21 protein-coding genes and 2 pseudogenes are annotated in these 17,695 nt (G+C 46.5%); 3 read left to right on the top strand and 20 right to left on the bottom strand.

Annotated elements, in window-relative coordinates; genetic code table 11:
• Positions 1-32: 32 nt before the first annotated feature.
• The 11 genes and pseudogenes from WJM45_RS17705 to WJM45_RS17655 form a co-directional block, all read right to left on the bottom strand.
• On the bottom strand, positions 33-194 hold the full coding sequence (locus WJM45_RS17705) for a hypothetical protein (RefSeq protein ID WP_341326358.1): 162 nt from the start codon (positions 192-194) through the stop codon (positions 33-35).
• Between the two features lie 200 nt (positions 195-394).
• Positions 395-775 carry a PIN domain-containing protein gene (locus tag WJM45_RS17700; protein WP_341328970.1) on the bottom strand — a complete coding sequence of 127 codons (381 nt, stop codon included), beginning with the start codon at positions 773-775 and terminating at the stop codon, positions 395-397.
• Entirely contained in the window at positions 775-969 is a 195-nt protein-coding gene (locus WJM45_RS17695) for a type II toxin-antitoxin system VapB family antitoxin (protein ID WP_341326357.1), read from the bottom strand. The genes WJM45_RS17700 and WJM45_RS17695 overlap by 1 nt, the downstream gene beginning before the upstream one ends.
• A 524-nt stretch (positions 970-1,493) precedes the next feature.
• Positions 1,494-1,643 (bottom strand): annotated as a pseudogene (locus WJM45_RS17690) (transposase); the annotation flags it as partial.
• 297 nt (positions 1,644-1,940) lie between these two features.
• Complete coding sequence (locus WJM45_RS17685; RefSeq protein WP_341326356.1) at positions 1,941-2,648, bottom strand: HNH endonuclease signature motif containing protein; 708 nt, start codon at positions 2,646-2,648, stop codon at positions 1,941-1,943.
• Positions 2,649-2,728: 80 nt separating this feature from the next.
• Positions 2,729-3,004, bottom strand: a complete 276-nt coding sequence (locus tag WJM45_RS17680) for a helix-turn-helix transcriptional regulator (protein ID WP_341326355.1) — start codon at positions 3,002-3,004, stop codon at positions 2,729-2,731.
• Positions 3,001-3,354 carry a type II toxin-antitoxin system RelE/ParE family toxin gene (locus WJM45_RS17675; protein WP_341326354.1) on the bottom strand — a complete coding sequence of 118 codons (354 nt, stop codon included), beginning with the start codon at positions 3,352-3,354 and terminating at the stop codon, positions 3,001-3,003. The genes WJM45_RS17680 and WJM45_RS17675 overlap by 4 nt, the downstream gene beginning before the upstream one ends.
• Positions 3,355-3,530: 176 nt before the next feature.
• Entirely contained in the window at positions 3,531-4,517 is a 987-nt protein-coding gene (locus WJM45_RS17670; RefSeq protein ID WP_341326353.1) for a hypothetical protein, read from the bottom strand.
• A gap of 97 nt (positions 4,518-4,614) precedes the next feature.
• Entirely contained in the window at positions 4,615-5,709 is a 1,095-nt protein-coding gene (locus WJM45_RS17665) for a hypothetical protein (protein WP_341326352.1), read from the bottom strand.
• The gene (locus WJM45_RS17660; protein ID WP_341326351.1) at positions 5,687-7,288 is read right to left on the bottom strand and encodes an AAA family ATPase; all 1,602 of its coding nucleotides are present in this window, start codon (positions 7,286-7,288) and stop codon (positions 5,687-5,689) included. The genes WJM45_RS17665 and WJM45_RS17660 overlap by 23 nt, the downstream gene beginning before the upstream one ends.
• Positions 7,289-7,362: 74 nt before the next feature.
• Entirely contained in the window at positions 7,363-7,677 is a 315-nt protein-coding gene (locus WJM45_RS17655) for a CopG family antitoxin (RefSeq protein WP_341326350.1), read from the bottom strand.
• Positions 7,678-8,121: 444 nt separating this feature from the next.
• Here WJM45_RS17655 and WJM45_RS17650 point away from each other — a divergent pair, with 444 nt between their 5' ends.
• Positions 8,122-8,466, top strand: coding sequence for a site-specific integrase (locus WJM45_RS17650; protein ID WP_341326349.1), 345 nt, complete (start codon positions 8,122-8,124; stop codon positions 8,464-8,466).
• Positions 8,467-8,576: 110 nt separating this feature from the next.
• On the opposite strand, the gene purM is transcribed toward WJM45_RS17650, so the two are convergent.
• The gene (gene purM / locus WJM45_RS17645; RefSeq protein ID WP_341326348.1) at positions 8,577-9,620 is read right to left on the bottom strand and encodes a phosphoribosylformylglycinamidine cyclo-ligase; all 1,044 of its coding nucleotides are present in this window, start codon (positions 9,618-9,620) and stop codon (positions 8,577-8,579) included.
• A 74-nt stretch (positions 9,621-9,694) separates the two neighbouring features.
• Here purM and WJM45_RS17640 point away from each other — a divergent pair, with 74 nt between their 5' ends.
• Both WJM45_RS17640 and WJM45_RS17635 read left to right on the top strand, forming a co-directional pair.
• Positions 9,695-10,756, top strand: coding sequence for a DUF2066 domain-containing protein (locus WJM45_RS17640; RefSeq protein WP_341326347.1), 1,062 nt, complete (start codon positions 9,695-9,697; stop codon positions 10,754-10,756).
• A gap of 331 nt (positions 10,757-11,087) precedes the next feature.
• On the top strand, positions 11,088-11,612 hold the full coding sequence (locus tag WJM45_RS17635; RefSeq protein ID WP_341326346.1) for a hypothetical protein: 525 nt from the start codon (positions 11,088-11,090) through the stop codon (positions 11,610-11,612).
• Positions 11,613-11,632: 20 nt separating this feature from the next.
• Here the strand turns inward: WJM45_RS17635 and WJM45_RS17630 are convergent, their stop codons facing one another.
• The 8 genes and pseudogenes from WJM45_RS17630 to WJM45_RS17595 all read right to left on the bottom strand — a co-directional run bounded on the left by WJM45_RS17630 (position 11,633) and on the right by WJM45_RS17595 (position 17,604).
• Positions 11,633-12,106: a nucleoside deaminase gene (locus tag WJM45_RS17630; RefSeq protein ID WP_341326345.1), complete on the bottom strand. Its 474-nt coding sequence runs from the start codon at positions 12,104-12,106 to the stop codon at positions 11,633-11,635.
• Positions 12,103-13,167 carry a homoserine O-succinyltransferase gene (locus WJM45_RS17625; protein ID WP_341326344.1) on the bottom strand — a complete coding sequence of 355 codons (1,065 nt, stop codon included), beginning with the start codon at positions 13,165-13,167 and terminating at the stop codon, positions 12,103-12,105. The genes WJM45_RS17630 and WJM45_RS17625 overlap by 4 nt, the downstream gene beginning before the upstream one ends.
• 15 nt (positions 13,168-13,182) lie before the next feature.
• Entirely contained in the window at positions 13,183-14,031 is an 849-nt protein-coding gene (locus tag WJM45_RS17620) for an ATPase (protein WP_341326343.1), read from the bottom strand.
• A 14-nt stretch (positions 14,032-14,045) separates the two neighbouring features.
• The gene (locus tag WJM45_RS17615) at positions 14,046-14,342 is read right to left on the bottom strand and encodes a DUF6763 family protein (protein WP_341326342.1); all 297 of its coding nucleotides are present in this window, start codon (positions 14,340-14,342) and stop codon (positions 14,046-14,048) included.
• A gap of 390 nt (positions 14,343-14,732) precedes the next feature.
• Positions 14,733-15,599: an NAD(P)-dependent oxidoreductase gene (locus tag WJM45_RS17610; RefSeq protein WP_341326341.1), complete on the bottom strand. Its 867-nt coding sequence runs from the start codon at positions 15,597-15,599 to the stop codon at positions 14,733-14,735.
• A 1-nt stretch (position 15,600) separates the two neighbouring features.
• A pseudogene (locus WJM45_RS17605) lies at positions 15,601-15,801 on the bottom strand (type II toxin-antitoxin system RelE/ParE family toxin); the annotation flags it as partial.
• Positions 15,802-16,063: 262 nt separating this feature from the next.
• Complete coding sequence (locus WJM45_RS17600) at positions 16,064-16,219, bottom strand: hypothetical protein (protein ID WP_341326340.1); 156 nt, start codon at positions 16,217-16,219, stop codon at positions 16,064-16,066.
• A 65-nt stretch (positions 16,220-16,284) separates the two neighbouring features.
• Positions 16,285-17,604: an IS701 family transposase gene (locus WJM45_RS17595; protein ID WP_341328925.1), complete on the bottom strand. Its 1,320-nt coding sequence runs from the start codon at positions 17,602-17,604 to the stop codon at positions 16,285-16,287.
• Positions 17,605-17,695: the final 91 nt, after the last annotated feature.

Here is a 17,695-nt window from a genome sequence, read left to right as displayed (position 1 = left end):
TATCCATATTCGGTAAAAATCAAAAGCGAAACTTATAAACGGCCCGACGATTTAAGTTTTTCCAAGACTAATTCGTCTACTCGATTATTTGGTGTACCGCCGTTCAATAGATGTTGCGCAGCCCAAACATAGTTTTTGAAAGACGGGTAGTCGCCATTTAGCTTAACTACGATCTCAATAGCCATTTCAGCCATATACTCTTTTTCCTTCTGAGCGTACCTCTTGCTCATTAACGACGTACCTATAAACTGAAAAATTATCCCTAAGTCGTACAAACCACGCTTAAGCTAACGCCGCAAATCACCGGCAAATTTCCGCAACGCTCGTTTGTGCGATTTACGCACAAACGAGCGTTGCGGAAATTTGTCCGTGTGAATTTGCCTTGTTAGCCTTGCTATCCATAAAGCTTAACTTTCAATACCCGATTAAGCAGCCGGAAGTGCTTATCAAGTGAGTAAACATTGCAGCTATTTTGTTTTGCATTTTGTGCAATGATTAAATCAGGAATGCCGACCCCGTTAGCTCCACCTTTTAAGCACTTCACTTGATATTCAATAATCTCTTCCCAATGAATAGAAAGTGGAACTTTATTTATCTCATGAAGAAGAGTAATGACTTTATTTTGCTTCTTTATTTTCAGATAAGGAATCAATTCAGCCAGAATAATATCGTTGGTAACTAACAGATTTTCATCTATTAGATAATCTAGGTCTTTAGAGTTATCCCCACCCCTGAAGTAATCAATCCATATTGAAGTATCAACCAGCACCTCCATCAATGACGATCTCTTAATTCATTTAGGTCGATATCAAGATCAATCTTGCCGCGATACTTTTTGATCCCTGAAATCTTTGATTTTCTTACCAATTCTTCTAGGGCTTTTACTATGACGGCTGTTTTAGTATCAGTATGGGAGACCTTCATAGCCTCATCGAGCAGGTTTTCGGGTAAATCCAGGGTTGTTCTCATCGTAGCCTCCTTAGTTTTATGCATATCATTTTAGTTATTCATGCATATCACTTCAAGAGGCTAACTAATATGTCCGGCAAATTTGCCCTGATAACCTGATATTGCCGGTGTTTTCGGGCAAATTTGCCAGCATATTCCTTTTGCCCTGATTAGTTGATATTTACCGGCAAACCTGGCAAATTTACCTGATATTTTAATCCTGAGCTTATCCGCTAGAAAATTAATGTCAACTGCTAACAATACCAAGTTACTGGATGAAGTCAGAGCAATCATGAGGCTGAAACACTATTCCATCCATACGGAAAGAACCTACTGTGACTGGATTAAACAGTATGAGTCTCTTGCAAAATTATAAGTCGAGAGGCGGGACAAACTTCGCCTCGCAGCCATTCAGACTAAATTTTTGAAGCCATCCTTTTATTTTGTCGAAGTTACCGCTTTAATTCATCGTTTTTCCAACCCTTTAGGCGCACCTCTCCTGTTAGTCGTATGAATCAGCCACTCAATAATACGTCAAAGCGTTTTTACGTGACGAACGTCATCAGTTGGTTCGCTGTCAGTGCGAGAATGCCAAACATCAAATGACACATGACCTTGGCATGGCCACGGACGCGCACCATGCGACCGCCAAATTCATCTTTCAATCGCGCATTGACCCGTTCAACTGTCAATCGGCGTAGTCAGCGCAAGAGCTACAACTGGATAGGATTTAAGGAATTGATCACGTATTTTGGACTCGCAAAACCGCGCATATGCCATGCTCTCTAGGAATCAAGGAAACATCGCGTCAGTGCAAAGCGAGCAATTTTGAAAAGCCCGGTGCGGTAATTCCGCACGCCGGGATTTGTGAGGGGCAGTCGGGTAACTGGTTGTTCTACCTTGATGATTAATAGCTATCTTGTTTTCCTTGCAGCCCTAACGAATAAGGTTAGATTTTGTGAGCAACGCGAACCAAAATCTAACCTTATTCGTTATGCGTTTTTTCCATAATGTGCTTTCCGATGGCAATTTGGACACAAGGCAATTGCGTTACCAACTGTATCTGGGCCTTTCTCGGCCAGTGGCCGTTTATGGTGGACTTCCAGGTATGGAGAGCCATCACTTCGTTTGGTAAACGGAGCGTCATCGCCACAGCCCTCACAAACTCCTTTCGCTCGCCTAAGAACAGCTTCCACCACGAACGGATTTCGAACATACACCTTTGTTGTTACCGTACGTGTTTCGGGCAATTCATCCGATCGCGGTAGACGTTTATTTAGTTCTTCGTCGCTCAATAGCGCTGCTGCGTTAACGGCACGATCAAACTTCGCGCGCTCTTCTTCGAGCGTGCTAACGGCTTGTTGCTTTTTCGCGCGGATCTCCTGAATTACCTTTTGAAGCTCGCCTTCTATCTGAATGTTGCGTACCAGCCAGCCGCTACTTTGCCCTTGATTGTTCGCAAGAGGCTTCATGCGGATCGTGCATTCCTTTGGGAATTGCCCGGCGCTAAGACGATCTACGAACTCTTGTATGGACATTCCTCTATAAGAGTTGCTTTTTCCCGAAAGCGAGACATCAAGCATCTTTTCTTCGCTTCCACGCTTCTTAACCAGATATGGGAAGATCTTGCGCGGTGGACTTTCATTGTTGTACTGCCAAGCACCAACAAGAAAACCGTTTTCCGCCAATCGTTCAATCATCCAATGTTCCTTTTACGCATAACGTAAAGCATAACCCGCGTAGCATAGCGAAGTCGGGTTATGCGTTGGTTAGCAGTATTTTACGTAATTGAAACTTCTATTTTACGGCCCAAAACAGAAGCAAACTTTTCAAGAGTAGAAAGCTTAATATCTTCAGCGTGATTTTCCATTCTAGAAATAGCCGATTTCTTTGTATTTAACTTCTCGGCAATTTCTTCCTGAGTTAAGCCTGATTCTTCTCTCGCCTGCTTCAATAAAGCGCCTATTTTGAAAGATTGATAACCGTCATCATAGCCTTCGCTAAATTCGGAGTCTTTAACTTTACGGTTACTAATATAATTCTTTAGGTCACTCATGATTCATACCTTCTTTTCAGATAGTCTTTCTTACGTGCTTCCGCGCTCTGGATTTCCTTTTTAGGCGTTTTTTGAGTTTTCTTTTGAAATCCATGGTTCAGAACGACCAGTTCATTTCCATCAAGGAACCCGAGCAAGCGAAATATATCATTTCCGGCCTGAATTCGAACTTCCCATAAATCATCTGTATTCGTTAGCTTTTTGAAATATTGAACAGGAATAACTTCAATTTCCTCAATAAGTTGGAGTACCCAGGCGGCTTTCTGGGCTTGTTTTCCAGACAAGGAGTCCAAGAATTCTTCGATTGGACAAGCACCTGATTCTGTGCGGTAAAAGCGAATTTTTCTCATTAGTCAATGTTAACATGCATGTTAACGTCCGACTATAAAAAATGTCGAGGAATTTTTGCATAGCTAACGATAAGGGTAACTTGACGGCGAAAGCGTAGCGACGATAGGAGCGTAGCTTTTGCCGGTCAAGTTGACCCGCTGGTTAGGTATATTTCGCACAACATTTACCTTCAGCTTTATGACTTAGTGACAGAATAATCTTTGATTACCACACCTAAATCGCTATTGCCAACAATTGTCGCATTAACCCAGATGTTCTTCCCAGGTAATCTTCTAATATGTCCGCGTCTTAAATGAACCCTTGGTGAAGCATGTGTTCCGCCTGAAGCTTTGTTTGACACACTTTCATTTGGAAGCGTTAATATTTTGTATTCAAAAAAAGGCAATTTCCCTTTTGCTAATCGTTTTTTATTGAGTGCTTTGGGTGGTTGTACTGTTTCTGTTACTACGTTTTTGCAAGATAGGATTTCAAGGAGTCCCAAAATAGCTCTGCTTTCATCATGTGTATCTTGTGCTGTAACAGCCATTATGTAGTCCGGGCCTTCAACGCTTTGAAGTTCTCTTACATATTCAGGCATTAAAACTATTGGATGCTCTTCCAAAGGCACTTGCTGCATTCCCTTAGGCAAGGTATTACCATAAATTTTCTTAGTTTGGTCTTCTAGATCTGGCCTAGGATCAATTTTTCGTGATGGAATAACGACACCTAAAGGGGGAATTGTCCATTGTTGCTGCCCATCTAAATAGAACACAGGAATGATTGCAATTGCACCATCCAGGGTCAAAAGATTAAATTTTTCTTTTGGCAGCATCCATAAAAATTCTTCGAAATTATCCGTATTGATTTCTATTGCAAGCGCTATTCTTTTTGAACTCGCTATAACCTCTTCACCACGTTTAGATAGTGGTTGGTGTTCTAATCTAGCATTACGAACAATTTGAAATTCAGCCGCGATAACAGGATAAGGCAAACGAAAAATAGCTGGTAAAGCACGAAAACCATCTTCAAAAAGGTCTCCATTATCCGGCAACTGGAACTTAACTGCCTGCTCCAATAAAGATGCTACTTTAGAAAAGCTCTGCGAATCTATTCTCGCTCCATGCGATTTTGCTTTCAGCAACAAGTCGTCAATTGCTTTAGATGAATAATTTAATTGATTCAACTAGCTCTCCCTTTTTGGTGATAGATACCTAACGTTCGGCTCACGCGCCGGTTTGGAGCTGCAAAGCGGCGGCAAGCAGTCGCTGTGCAGCCGATTGTTATGGCCGACTTCGCGTCAAACTTAGTGCTGTTTCCCGTCGAATCGAACCTTTTCCAGAGCACAATCGGCATCCCGGTCTACCGTCGCATTCAGTACACTTTAAATACTCGTAGTCAGGCAGGTTAATTTCCTCCAGTAAGCGTGGTGAAACAAACCCATTTCCTTTACAGCACGGACACGAATATTTGACAAACACGCCCTCACCTTCGCAGACTGGGCATATTTCAGTCAATTCCTCATTGACGCTAAAGGTCTCTAGAGTTTTTCCAAGAAGAGCTTGATAGAACGCAGTCTGCCAAGAATTTGCGTGTATTCTCGAGAGCGACTCAGCCTGATCTGAAAGCAGCCCGACTAGCGCGTGAAGTCCATTTTTTTTACTGAACTCATTCAAGAATTGTTTTTGACTTGCCAGCTCATTAGCTGCCTCAACCGAAAACCTGCTGGCCAAATTGAAAGCCACAAAATGTGACTTCACTCGTCCCTTAGATACATCGTCCCACGATTCTGGTGCACGAACAAAATAACGAACCGTCTCAGGTTCAGTTGACACTATTTCCGCGAAAAGCCATTGATCGATTATGAAGTGCTGGTGGTCAAAATAAGGATGAAGACTCTGCTCTTCCGCTCTCGCAGCAATAGACGTACGTTTCCCGGTGTTGCAGTTCTTGCAGGATGGCACAAGATTCAGCGGCACAACTGAAAGCATAGGATATTTAGCTTTCGGTAGATAGTGGTCCAATGTAGACGCATGACCCATACCACAAAAAGGACATCGCCCTAGTGGTGCACGCGACAACATCGCGTCGTATATAGCCCTTGCTGGCCTCGCTTTGCCCACCATATAGGTCGTATAGACGTTTTTTATCTCGGCCTTCGTCACGTCACCGATAACTACCTCATCATTCCGGCACTCATTAACTGGGAGAGTATATAGTTTTTTTGCAACACCTTTTCTCTCATAATCCGTCGCGACCGAGGCTATCGAACCACTCAGAACCTCGAGGCGATTGCGCAAACCATCATCAGTTATAGCATTTACGCAAGTTTGATAAACCGCTTGCGGGTCTTGATTAGGGGCAGCTATAACTCTCATTCTTTGCCCCCAACATTGGCCCCCTAGTCGCAAGCATTGATCGCAATATTGCCTTTCCTTCAAATCCCAACTGATATTTGTATTCGCGTTCAATTTCTTCGTAACTCTTCCCATCAGCCACAGAACTCGCCAGCAAATCATGAAAACCCGACTTAGAAACCTCTAGGCCGAACACCTCGCGCGTTAACACACCAACGTTTTCTGCAAATGTTTCACATTCCGGCCTATCGACGCTACAAACTAGTCGAGTTCTTCTAATAATCGACACGCATGACTTAGGTGCTTCCTGTAAAACGACTGGCGAATGGGTGGCTATAATCGCCACACCATTACGATTAACAAGCAAGTCCGACAAGGCTCTAGTGAACGCTGACAGTAGTGGCGGATGGAGGTGGCTTTCTGGCTCATCAAGAAGAACAAGCGTTTTTTCCTCTACAGTTTCAACAAGTTTTGTCATGATCAATAGCACGATAGCATGACCTGAACTCATTCTATCGAACAATGCCGAAGCCACCTCAACAAACTGGGACTTACTATCCGATGAGTTTGCGTAAACGGTGCCCAGTTGACACAGATCCATTTCAGCAAAATTAAAGTCCGACTCTAGCTTTCTAACGGCATTAATCCACCTGTCTTTTTTTGCTGTTAGAGAAAAACACAGCCGCAAACTGTTAGTGAAATCGAGACAAAGATCACGTTTATCCTTAAGCACCCATTGATCCTGATCTTTTTGAGCATCACGTTTTTTCAAACCAATATAGCAATAACGCATCCCCGCGCTCGCATCCGACTGATCATCAGGTGGGCAAAAGGGATCAAACGCGCTGAAAGATACGGAAACCACGCCCGCAAAATAGTCTTTCTGGAGATCGGCAGTTCGCCCCAATGCTGCACGCCGACCAAAATAGCCTGTCTCTTCCACTGCCCCGCTCCCAGGAAGCAATGCATCCACCATATTGTTCAATAGGGTTGTTTTTCCTACGCCATTACGTCCGATTAATATGTGAATATTCGAAGAAGGTTTGGAATTTGGTTCTACTTGGAACTCAACCTTAATGCCAGAGTAACGCTGAGCGGCAGGCTTTTCGTAAAAGAAGTCGTAGTCTGTAAGCGGCGCCTCTCTTCGCAATATTCTTCGAAATTGATGCCCAATAGTCGTATGATTTACAGTCCTTGTTAAAGAGTTGTTAAAAGCACGTTCATTTTCAGCAATAGCTAAGCGGTCAGGGTCGTAGGCGACGTCCCCTAGCGCAGCCAGAACATTGGCAGCCAGCTCATCACGAAGTCTCTCTACAAGGTTTCTATAATAGTCCGCGTCTTGCCCTAAAGAATAATAACTATCTGGCAAGACGTCGAACTGTTGCTGGATACTTTCTTCAGTCCAGCCTTCAGTTTGTCCACAAAAGCCAATCTTTACGTTACCGATAGTGTGTTTGTTACCTTTATCATCAAATACTGTGAGGCTAAAAAGCGTTTTGTAGCCAAAGTCATCCCAGTTGTCGGGCTGTAGATAGGCAGCGTTATGCGACTGCGCATGAAAGTTCCCACCCCTAGCCTGCTTTATAAATGTGATTGCCACAATGCGATTCTCTTTTTAACTAGCATTCAAGCGCCGAACTGCCATCAGAGTTCGTCTAGGCCATAACGCCCAAATCAGCCGCGCGTTTTTTGCGTCGGCTGCATTTGTTTGTTAGCTGTGAGGTCTTGCAAAGAACCTGAGATGTATTTGTGAATGATGCTCGACACAAAGGTTTGGTAAGGAATACCTTCCTCTGTGGCTCTAGACTGGATAGCCGTTAAATCTCTATTGGAGATTCGAATGTTTATTCTTTTATCTTTCTTAAATGTGTTACTGGCAATTGCCTCCAGCTCTTCTCTTCGAGACTCTGTTAAAACTGATTCAAACTCCCCAGCCTCAACAGCATCAAGGAGCTCTTTCTCTTCTTTGGATAACTTGGACTTGCTCATGATCTACCTCCAAGGTACAGCTTGGTAAATTTTCTACTGGGAATGATCGTTTTCAAAAATATCTCATCAACACTTTCTACATAGGGGACAAGATAAGCGTACTCCCTGATACAAATGACGAAAATCCGTTGATTGGGGTAATTTGAAGCATTAGGGTGGGCGATATCATCCAACAGACCTCCATGCTCAATGTAAAAGATCGCCTCCTCAAAGGATACGCTCCTATTGACTATAAGCTCCCGATTTTTATCAGGGTTCCAATTGTAGATTTTCATGGATGGAAGTCTAGCACAAATGTGTGCATTTTGTCTTCAATAAAACTAACTATAATTAGACATCCTAAATGACGCAAAATATTGCGTCAAACAGTTGCCTAATTCGATTTTGAAAATTAAAATCATAAAACTTTCAGTGAGTTGTAAAAAACAACCTTTCCTAATAAACATGCAAAATACGTCAGTGTCGAATTCGGAAAATTCACCGAAATTATTGGATCAAGTACGGGCTAAGATTCGCTTGAAGCATTATAGCATTCGTACCGAACAGGCCTATACGGACTGGGTTAAACGCTATATTTCGCATTTTGGCAAGCGCTGTCCGCGTGACTTGGGCGCTAGCGAGGTGGAGCAGTTTTTAACGCATTTGGCGGTCAACGGCAAGGTGGCGGCTGCCAAAAAAACGGCAAAAAAACGAGGTCAAGTCTTAGATTTATGGCTTTTGCCGATTTCACTCGCGTTAGAAAATGCAATCCAAAAAAACCGCCTGTTTCTTTCAGGTCAAAATCTCTAACTCCGGACGGGTTTTGCAACGCCGTCCGTACTATTGTTTCACTTTTTAAATCGATATCTCTTTGGATACCGAGCGCTAATCTCGGTTCGAGAGTCCATTGCCGCTTTCGTTTAAGAGTATTCAACCTTCGGCTTGCCTTCCGATGATTCGCATGTCCCTATCGAAAACGCTGATTCGCCGGCTTCCGTCAAAATTTGCAGCGTTGCCGCTTCGTCTTCTTCGGCGACGCAAACGATCATTCCGATGCCGCAATTGAAAGTGGTCAGCATGTCGGCATCGGAAACCTTGCCTTGTTGCTGTAACCAATCGAAAACTTCCGGGCGTTTCCACGATCCTAATTTGATGTGTGCGTTTGTGTCTTCCGGTAGTACGCGCGGCAGGTTTTCGGTGATGCCGCCGCCGGTGATATGGGCCAGCGCATGAACCGGTACGGATTCCAGCAGTTTCATCAGCGGTTTGACGTAGATACGGGTCGGTTCCAACAGTGCTTCGCCGAGTGTTTTGCCGTGGAAGGGCGCAGATAGCGGCGTATTACCGTGCGCTAATATTTTACGCACTAGCGAGTAGCCGTTCGAATGCGGTCCGCTTGATGCGATGCCGATCAGTTTGTCGCCTACCTTGACCTTGCTGCCGTCGATGATGTTGCTTTTTTCGACGATGCCGACGCAAAATCCGGCTAAGTCGTATTCGCCGTCTGCGTACATGCCGGGCATTTCGGCCGTTTCGCCGCCGACCAGCGAGGCTCCGGCCAATTCGCAGCCTTTACCTATACCTTCGACGACTGCGGCTGCCGTGTCGACATCGAGTTTCCCGGTGGCGAAATAATCGAGAAAGAATAAAGGTTCCGCGCCTTGAACAATGATATCGTTGACGCACATCGCGACTAAGTCGATACCGACCGTGTTATGGATGCCGAGATCGATCGCCAGTTTGAGCTTAGTGCCTACTCCATCGGTCCCGGAAACCAGTATCGGTTGTCGGTAGCGGTCGAGAGGGAGTTCGAACATCGATCCGAAACCGCCGAGTCCGGCTAACACGCCAGGTGTGCGGGTTCTGGCTGCGATCGGTTTGATCCGTTCGACCAGTGCATTGCCGGCTTCGATATCCACGCCGGCACTCTTATAATTCAAGCCGTCTTGATTTTGTGCGCTCAATGTGATGTTCTCTATAAAGTAAAAATGTTAATGACCGATATTGTACAAGACATCATCGGATTTGTGTGAGGGATATGAAGTCACTATTTAGGGTTCTTGCGGTTATCGTTTATTTGTGCGGTTCGATCGGCTGGGCCGCCGAAGTCAAAGGCTTGTTCGAAACGGAGGTCATTGCGAAAAGCCAGCGACCGGAAGATATTGAGGCCGCGATTAAGGAAGCGATGACCATTGTCTTGCAGCGGGTATTATCCGGCAGCGATGTTCTCGATGACCCCGTTGCCAAGACGGCTTTGGCCCAGGCGCGTTTTTACGTCAAGCAGCACCAATATTCTTTGGTTGAGAAAGCGAGCGATGCATCAGGTCGGGCACGAGTCATGAGGGTTTTGTTTGACGAGACGCGGCTATTGAATTTGCTCAGTACCGGGCGATTGGGGATTTGGAGCGAGATTAGGCCGGAAACATTGCTTTGGTTGGTCGTCGACGAGCACGGCAAGCGGCGTTTTTTTAAACCCGAATTGATGCCGTCTTTGGAGCATGCTATTAGCAGTGCCGCGAAACAGCAGGGATTGCCGCTGATTTTTCCTTTGCTTGATCTTGAAGAGCGCGCCCAAATTGCCGTGCATGATGTTCTGAGTGCTTATCCTGAACAACTATTGGATATTTCCGGGCGCTACGATGTGGTGTCGATATTGGCGGGTAGGGTGGCCCGGCAAGCCGATTGTTGGCAAGCGGATTGGGCTTTTTATTTCGACGGAGGCGTTCAACAGTGGTCAAATTCTTGCGGCACATTGCATGAAGCGTTGTTGGGCGGTATGCGGGGCGTTTATACGCGTTTGTCTCATTATTATGGCGTTAAGCCGGATATACTTGAACAGGGCATGATGATGCTCAATATTGCCGGGATTGCCGGTATGAACGATATTACTCGAGTTACGCGTCATATAGAATCGCTGCCGATGGTTAAGTCGGTGGCTTGGCTCAGTGTTAGAGATGGCTTTAATCGCTATCGAATCAATTATGAAGGCGATTTTCGCGTGTTTCGGCATGCGCTCGGCTCCGGTGGAGTTTTAGAGCCGATGGGGTCAGTCGGATTGGGTTCCGATGAGTTGAGTTTTAGGTTGCTTCCCATGCGGTAAAGTCGTGATATATTCTTGAGAGTTGAATTCAAGAACTATACCTTTCGCACTTGAAATTTCGGCATTGACTAAGGGGCCGCACATCCCGGCGCCGAATTTTGATCTGCGATGGGTATATTTAACCAGCCTTTACAAATGTAGTTCTTACGTCCAAGTTATTGAAGCATAAAAATTAAAAAAGCTGCTAAAAATAGTTTTGTAGCGGCATAATATTTTTATAGTCTTAATTTTCAGCGGCTTATAATAAGCAAATGTTAAGGCTGGGTTAAAGTTAAGCAAGGATAAGGCTTTTGCATACAACAATTAAAATAACTATAAATGTGAGAAGGTTATGATGACAAAGAAATTATTGAAACTGACTATTTTTTCGATTGCCGCATCATTGGCAAATGGGGCTTTTGCTTATTCCGAAGACATGGAAAAGCCCGCATGCAAAACACCAAAATTCAGGGATTTTAATCTGCCGGTTTATAGTGCGGAAAACAAAGTCGAGGTTGAACCCGAATCCGAGCTGATGTTTACGGTTTCTAATTGGATAGCCCCGGAGTCTATTACCGTAACGGCAAAAGGTATTCCTCTAGAGGTGAACGTCGAAAATAAAAATAGTTTTTTTAGAGTCAGCGCAAAATTGCCGGCTTCATTGAACGGAAAATATGCTCGAATCAACGTAAGAGCCGATGCCGTTCTTGGTTGTAAAGGCATGGATGGGTGGTTGATTAAGATTGCCGATAGCCCTCAAATTTTGGCCTCCGAGCCCGAAGCTGACGAAAATGTTGGCAAGACTGTTGCCGAACAGGTTGTCGACGAAGTTGAAGAAGAGCAAGTCGAGGCTATCGTCGAGAAAGCGGGAGAATAATCCGCCGGCCGTTGCGTTGGCTAATAAAGGATCTTATCGGGTTTAGCGTTCCATAACTCAAAAGGCTTGAGATCGTTGTCTTGTTTGAGGTTTAACATGAGGATGCGTCTTTTATTCGGCGGTAGCGGGATTTCATCATAAATGAAGCTGTCGTCGAATCCGGCAGCGGCCGCGTCTTCTCGGCTACAAGCGTAATAAACATTGTCGAGACGGGCCCAATAAATCGCTCCTAGGCACATCGGGCACGGTTCGCAACTGGTGTACAAGGTACAGCCGGTCAATTGAAAGTCGTTCATAGCTTGGCAGGCCATGCGAATGGCCATGACTTCGGCATGAGCCGTCGGGTCGAGCCGGCTGGTGACTTGGTTGCCGCTGGCGGCAATGATTTTATTTTCTTTGACGATCAGTGCGCCGTAAGGCCCGCCTTGTCCGGATTCGACGTTTTCGGCAGCGAGATTGATCGCTTGTTGTAAATAGTCCGAGTGCGTGCTCATAAGCCTAAAGGGTTGTTGGGGTCGATGCCCGGCATAAACGGAATACGCCGGTCCTGGTCGGTGACCTGATAAATTTTTCCGAGCCAGTTGTTAAAGACTGCTCGAGCCGTATCTCGCCAAGTATTGTCGATGTAATCGAGAACGGCGGCTTCCGGAAAAGGTTCGATCGGTTTATTGCCTCGTCGCGCAGCTATGACGTGATCGCGGTAGTCTGTGAAAGTGCGCTGCACTCTTGGGCTGAAATAATGCTCTGGAAACGGCGGATAGTCTTCTGTCTCGCCGTTATAATAACGAGACACCTCACGCTTATATTCTTTTAGCAGGCTGATGTCATCGTACTCCGGGTGGCCTTGAAAGAATACGATTCGGAAACCGTCCGGACTAACCGCCAGATGGACGCCTGCCTCCTTGCTCGCAACCAATACTTTCAAGCCTTTTTGTTCTATGTCTTCGCGAAAGATTTCGTTAAAACGCGAATGCGGGACATCGAAACGGGTATTGATTTCCGAGACTAAGGGGTGTTTGCGATCCAATACTTTGTGCGGAAACACGCCCCAGCGTTTGGCGGGTAACCGGGTTCTTTCGATGCCGTAGCAAAACTGTATGACGGCGTGCGTTGCCAGGCACGAACATAAAATGGACGGAACGTTTTGTTTGGCCCACAAGAACACTTCGGTCAGTGGTTGCCAAAAATCTTCTTGGTCTAGTTTCGGTTTTGTGACATTGGCTCCGCTGATGATCAATGCGTCCAGCCCGTCTCGCTTAATGGTTTCGAACGATTCGTAATAACGCTCTATGTGTGCTTTTGCTTCCGAGTTTCGGGGCAATCCGTCGACGGTAAAAGGATGAACATGAAACTGCGTGATTTGGTTGCACGCGCCGACCAGCCGGAAAAATTGGCGTTCGGTCGCTTCAAGCGCGGCATCCGGCATCATATTCAGCAAGCCGATATGCATTTCTCGAATATCTTGGTGGCGCGCCCGCTCCGGGTTCAGAATTTCTTCGCCTTCTTCACGCAGACGCTGGAATGTCGGTAAATCGGTGTGTGCGACTAAGGGCATTAATCCTAACCTTATTTAAGCCTGTTGTTCGGCGATCGCGTCTGCGATCAGCCGAATGAAATCGTCTTCGTTGTTGACCTGTGCGGCATCGTTGGCGTCGATAGTATAGCCGTACTGTCGGGCTATCGCCTCATAACGAGGTAAGCGCGACTTGAATAATTCCGGGAAAACCCAGGTGACGAATTCATCGGGCGGAATCGTTTCGGGGTCAGGATAGTGGTGTTTGACCATGAATTCGGCCAGTTTTTCATCTAAAAAGGCTTCACGATAATAGAGCGGCTTCGGGTCGGTTTTGGCGCGCTCGATAATCGTTTTTTCGAGATCCGGCGAAATCTTGATATAGAGAATTAGCGTATGCTTGGCGAGTGTTTCCAGTACTGCCTTGTTGCTCAGCTCGCATAAACTGCCGCCGGCATCGTTAATGAAGTGTTTGTAGCCGTATATGTCCTCGGATTTTTTTATGAAATCGGGAACATCGAGCATTGCTGCAATTTCGGCTTGATGATGCAATTGTTGGCGGCGTTTGAATTCCGTTAAAGACAATCCGCCTAGCTCGGGGTTGCCGATTTTCCCGAGAAAACTCGATACCGGAGTTAGGTTGTCGACGGTGACGTTGTTGCATATATAAATAGAGTCGGATAACAGTAACTCGCGCAAAAATGGTACATCCATCGCTCGACGCTTGATGTTGTCCAGGATGGGTTCATCCAGATACTTAGTGCCGATCCGATAGTCGCCGGAATAATGAAACCATTTTTGTCTAGGTAGCTTATTGGCCAGCGTGGTTTTACCAGCGCCAGACATGGCCATTAGTGTAATGCTTTTGGATTCCCAATCCAGGAATTCCGGTGCACTCATTTTCATGCGAAGTGTTTCCGTTAATCAATGTAATCGTCAAAGTTTAAATCGTCCATGTTGCGCCGGTGTTCATCCGGATCGCTATAACCGAGATCTTCGTCGTCTAGTTCGAAAGGTGCGCTCCAATCCTCGGGTTCTTCAATATAGTCGAAGGTAGAATTATACCAGCTGTCGTTGTCGTATTCGCCAATCTCTCCGTTCAAATATTGTACTTCGATTGAATCGTCGCTTTCATCGATCGCAATGATTTTGAACGTTAAATTATTTTCGACATCTTTGTACCATCTGTCGATGACGGGGTCTGCTATTGTCGTCATGTTAAAGTCCTCAAGAAGTTAGGTATTCCGTAATTATACCCATCGCAGATCAAAATTCGGCACCGGGGTGCTCGTCAAAGGATGCCATGAACCCCGCACCCCGAGGCCTCCTCCGGCACTGCCGAAATTTGAAGTGCGAAAGGTATAACCGGAAAGCGGTTGTGCCGGTCGGCTATGAAAAATTATTCACGCCGTTACCATCAAAGCTAGCTGAAATTGCCTGTAAAGAAAAGAAATTTTTAACGGTCGTGGCGAATTCATAAGTTACAGGGTGGCGATGTATTTTATGAGGTAAAGGTTTTCAGAAGGAAGTTGTTTTTGGCCAATCGGCAACAATATTTTGCAGAAGAATTACAGAGCTTCGGTTTTGCCCGCTGGGTTGATCAGGCCTTAGCTTAATTTGCGAGGCATTTTCAATCGGTACAATGCCGAAATGTCCTCGTCACCGAAGCCTTGTTCCATTAACTGTGCATAATCGAGTAATGTCATTTCGGCCAGTGGGATAGGTATGCCGACGTTTTCGGCCATCTTACGGCAGATTTCCAAATCTTTGTGATGTAATGCCAATTTGAAGCCCGGTGCGAATTTATTCTGCATCATTGTTGGGCCTCTATGTTCGAGAAACCAATTGCCGGCAGCGCCACCCGAGACGACTTCGATGACTTTATCCATCGGCAGTCCTTGCGTTTCGCCGAAGGCGAGTGCTTCGGACACGGCCTGATTGATGCCGGCGGCCATGATTTGATTGACCGCCTTCGTGGCCTGTCCGCTACCGACCGGTCCCATGTGCAGGATGCGCGAGGCGATCGCGGCAAGAATCGGCCGAATTTTTTCTAAAGTTTCGCTACTCCCGCCTACCATCATTGCCAAGGTGCCTTTTTGAGCGCCTTCGACGCCGCCCGAGACCGGCGCATCGAGAAAGTGCGCTTGTTTTTCGGCGAGTATTGCGGCAGCTTGTTGTGCAGTTGAGCTGCTGATCGTTGACATATCGACGACGACCGTGCCCGGTTTGACCGTCTGCTCGACAGCAGCAACCATTTCTAGAACGTCTTCGTCGCGCGAGACGCACATAAAAATGACCTCGCATGCAGTGGCGAGTGCGGATGGTGTGTCGAATGCGACGACACCGAGTTCGTCGGCCAACGCTTGCGTTTTATCGGCAGTGCGGTTATAGACGCCGGTTAAAAAGCCTGCCTTCGCGAGATTTCTCGCCATGCCAGCGCCCATGGCGCCGAGTCCGATGAGTCCTGTTTTCATCTTAATTATCCCGATCGAATTTTGTGAAATAGTTGTCGATATCGAGAGCGCCATGAAACACGCCCAAAATTTCGATTCGTGTCGTTGATTTCAGTAAGTAAGCGATTCGATAATGTCCGTAAAGCAATACTCTGATATCGCCTTCGTTTTCGGATCGATATTGATAGCCGATTTCAGGAAAGTCCTTGAGCAATTGGACCTTGTCATATACTTCGCGCGGCCATGTTTGCGGATTTTATGGCAATGCTATTTTGTTCGATAGCAAGGCGCGAAAACAGGCGCATAGCAAGCTATGTAACTGTTTTCGCAACGCAGCTACCGAACAAAAGAGCGTGTCAGAAACCCGCAAATGTGGCCGCGCGAAGTATAAATACCAGAAACAACTTTGCGGGCAGCGGTAGGGCTATCTTCTGAAATGTAAGTGAAGATTTCTTGAAGCCAGCGCAAGGCCTCTTCGGTCCATACTATTTCCACCATGCATGAATGCGTGCTTTTAGTTCTTCGTCTTTGATAATGCGTCCTAGACGAGAGTCTTCCATGCCACGCTCAATCATGCGTTCAAAGGCTAGTTCCCGCATAATTTCATCATAGCTGGCATCGTCCGGTTGCGATTCGATCACTTCGACGATTTTCTCTTTAACATTAGTTCGACTTTGTCATGTTGTTTGTATTAAAAGTCACCCACTTACTCATTTTGGACAGTTTCGTTTTTCTTGCTGGCTGATCTGATAGCCGATAAGCGCCGACGGTGGCGCTCTTTCACTTGAGCGAGTAACACAGCGAAGTCGGTTTGCTTGTTCGGCAAGCTTTTGGCTAAGAGTATTTGTATGTCATAGCAGCTCAATAGCGGATAGCTTTCCTCATGAGTCATGCGTTGCTGCAACATGAACAAGCCGGCTATCATGGCGAGCGCCATGTGTCGATGCCAGGATTGCCATTTTCGGGCTTGATAGTGCGCCAGACCGATATGGCTTTTGTGATCCTGAAAAGCTCGTTCGACCCAATATCGCTGCGCCTGTTGATGCGCCAAGGTAGACACTGCCGTTTGTGCCGGCGCGTTGCTCAAGCTGTATTTGATCTCGTCCGGCGAATCGAGCTCCCGACGGACCAATAAATGCCACTGATAAGCCGTATCGCTGCCGGCCTCCCAAAGCCAAACCCGTTGGTGGAGGACCTCAATCGTCAGCGATCCTCGACAGGTATCTCGTAGCGTCAGCCGTTGCCAAGCCGGTTCTGGCTGTTGCGCGGCCCATTCTTGGGCTTGAATGGCTTGCGCTTGGCTCTGGTAGCGAGTGATAGGTCTTCCTTTGCCTTGCTTGCGTTCCGGCAAATAGGGTTGGGGATCGTCCACATAGATCTGTTGATCTTTGTGAACATCGGCCATGAAGCGCTCGCCATCGGCATCCAGCGCACGAAGTAGATGGGGCGCGTTACCGTAGAGGCCATCGAAGCCGACCCAGTCGAAGCGAACGCCGATCGACCGCGCATGCTGTACGATCTCAAGCGCCAATTCCGGCTTGGTGCGATAACTTCGACAGTCGCGCGGTACATCGGCCTTCTCGCACCGTTCTGCGTCATCGGTCCAGGCATGAGGCAAATACAAGCGGGCATCGATTAATGCGACGCGATCGCCTTTACCTAAAGCGCCGAAAACGCCCACTTGGCAATTATCGACCTTACCCAATCGACCGTTCCATTGGCGAGCCACGCCAACCGAATGCTTTCCGCTTTTGGCAAAGCCCGACTCATCGATAATGAGCGCGGTGCCTTCGGCGCCCTCGAAGCATTGATCGGCTGCCAGGGCCGCGCGATCCATGACCGGACGGGCGAGCCAACTGGAATGCGTGAGAAAATTTTGCAGGGCCTGGTCGTCAGAGTCCGGAACCACCTCGGCCATCCGCTCCATGTTACGTTTGTTAGCTTGGAATAAGCCTTTGATGTAATGGCCGGCTTGCTTGAATACGTTATGATTCCCGGAACGAAATAAATCTTGAAACGTTCCGATAAACGAATCTAAGGACTGACAAAGCGAGAAGAGTGCTTTGTCATCTTGAATCCCGTTGAATGTTTCGTTAGTCGAGTGGTTTGTAAATCAT

Origin of the sequence: Methylotuvimicrobium sp. KM2 (assembly GCF_038051925.1) — a bacterium.
Taxonomy (GTDB): Bacteria; Pseudomonadota; Gammaproteobacteria; order Methylococcales; family Methylomonadaceae; genus Methylotuvimicrobium.
Note: the sequence above shows the minus strand (reverse complement) of the source record. Positions and strands in the feature narration are given on the sequence as shown.

Excerpts from the sequence above, each read along its gene's own strand:
- WJM45_RS17635 (WP_341326346.1), top strand. The coding sequence starts at position 11,088 with ATGATGACAAAGAAATTATTGAAACTGACTATTTTTTCGATTGCCGCA.
- WJM45_RS17700 (WP_341328970.1), bottom strand. The coding sequence starts at position 775 with ATGGAGGTGCTGGTTGATACTTCAATATGGATTGATTACTTCAGGGGT.
- WJM45_RS17675 (WP_341326354.1), bottom strand. The coding sequence starts at position 3,354 with ATGAGAAAAATTCGCTTTTACCGCACAGAATCAGGTGCTTGTCCAATC.
- WJM45_RS17615 (WP_341326342.1), bottom strand. The coding sequence starts at position 14,342 with ATGACGACAATAGCAGACCCCGTCATCGACAGATGGTACAAAGATGTC.
- WJM45_RS17610 (WP_341326341.1), bottom strand. The coding sequence starts at position 15,599 with ATGAAAACAGGACTCATCGGACTCGGCGCCATGGGCGCTGGCATGGCG.
- WJM45_RS17705 (WP_341326358.1), bottom strand. The coding sequence starts at position 194 with ATGGCTGAAATGGCTATTGAGATCGTAGTTAAGCTAAATGGCGACTAC.
- WJM45_RS17680 (WP_341326355.1), bottom strand. The coding sequence starts at position 3,004 with ATGAGTGACCTAAAGAATTATATTAGTAACCGTAAAGTTAAAGACTCC.
- WJM45_RS17665 (WP_341326352.1), bottom strand. The coding sequence starts at position 5,709 with ATGAGAGTTATAGCTGCCCCTAATCAAGACCCGCAAGCGGTTTATCAA.
- WJM45_RS17685 (WP_341326356.1), bottom strand. The coding sequence starts at position 2,648 with ATGATTGAACGATTGGCGGAAAACGGTTTTCTTGTTGGTGCTTGGCAG.
- WJM45_RS17695 (WP_341326357.1), bottom strand. The coding sequence starts at position 969 with ATGAGAACAACCCTGGATTTACCCGAAAACCTGCTCGATGAGGCTATG.
- WJM45_RS17630 (WP_341326345.1), bottom strand. The coding sequence starts at position 12,106 with ATGAGCACGCACTCGGACTATTTACAACAAGCGATCAATCTCGCTGCC.
- WJM45_RS17625 (WP_341326344.1), bottom strand. The coding sequence starts at position 13,167 with ATGCCCTTAGTCGCACACACCGATTTACCGACATTCCAGCGTCTGCGT.
- WJM45_RS17640 (WP_341326347.1), top strand. The coding sequence starts at position 9,695 with ATGAAGTCACTATTTAGGGTTCTTGCGGTTATCGTTTATTTGTGCGGT.
- WJM45_RS17650 (WP_341326349.1), top strand. The coding sequence starts at position 8,122 with ATGCAAAATACGTCAGTGTCGAATTCGGAAAATTCACCGAAATTATTG.
- WJM45_RS17620 (WP_341326343.1), bottom strand. The coding sequence starts at position 14,031 with ATGAAAATGAGTGCACCGGAATTCCTGGATTGGGAATCCAAAAGCATT.
- WJM45_RS17655 (WP_341326350.1), bottom strand. The coding sequence starts at position 7,677 with ATGAGCAAGTCCAAGTTATCCAAAGAAGAGAAAGAGCTCCTTGATGCT.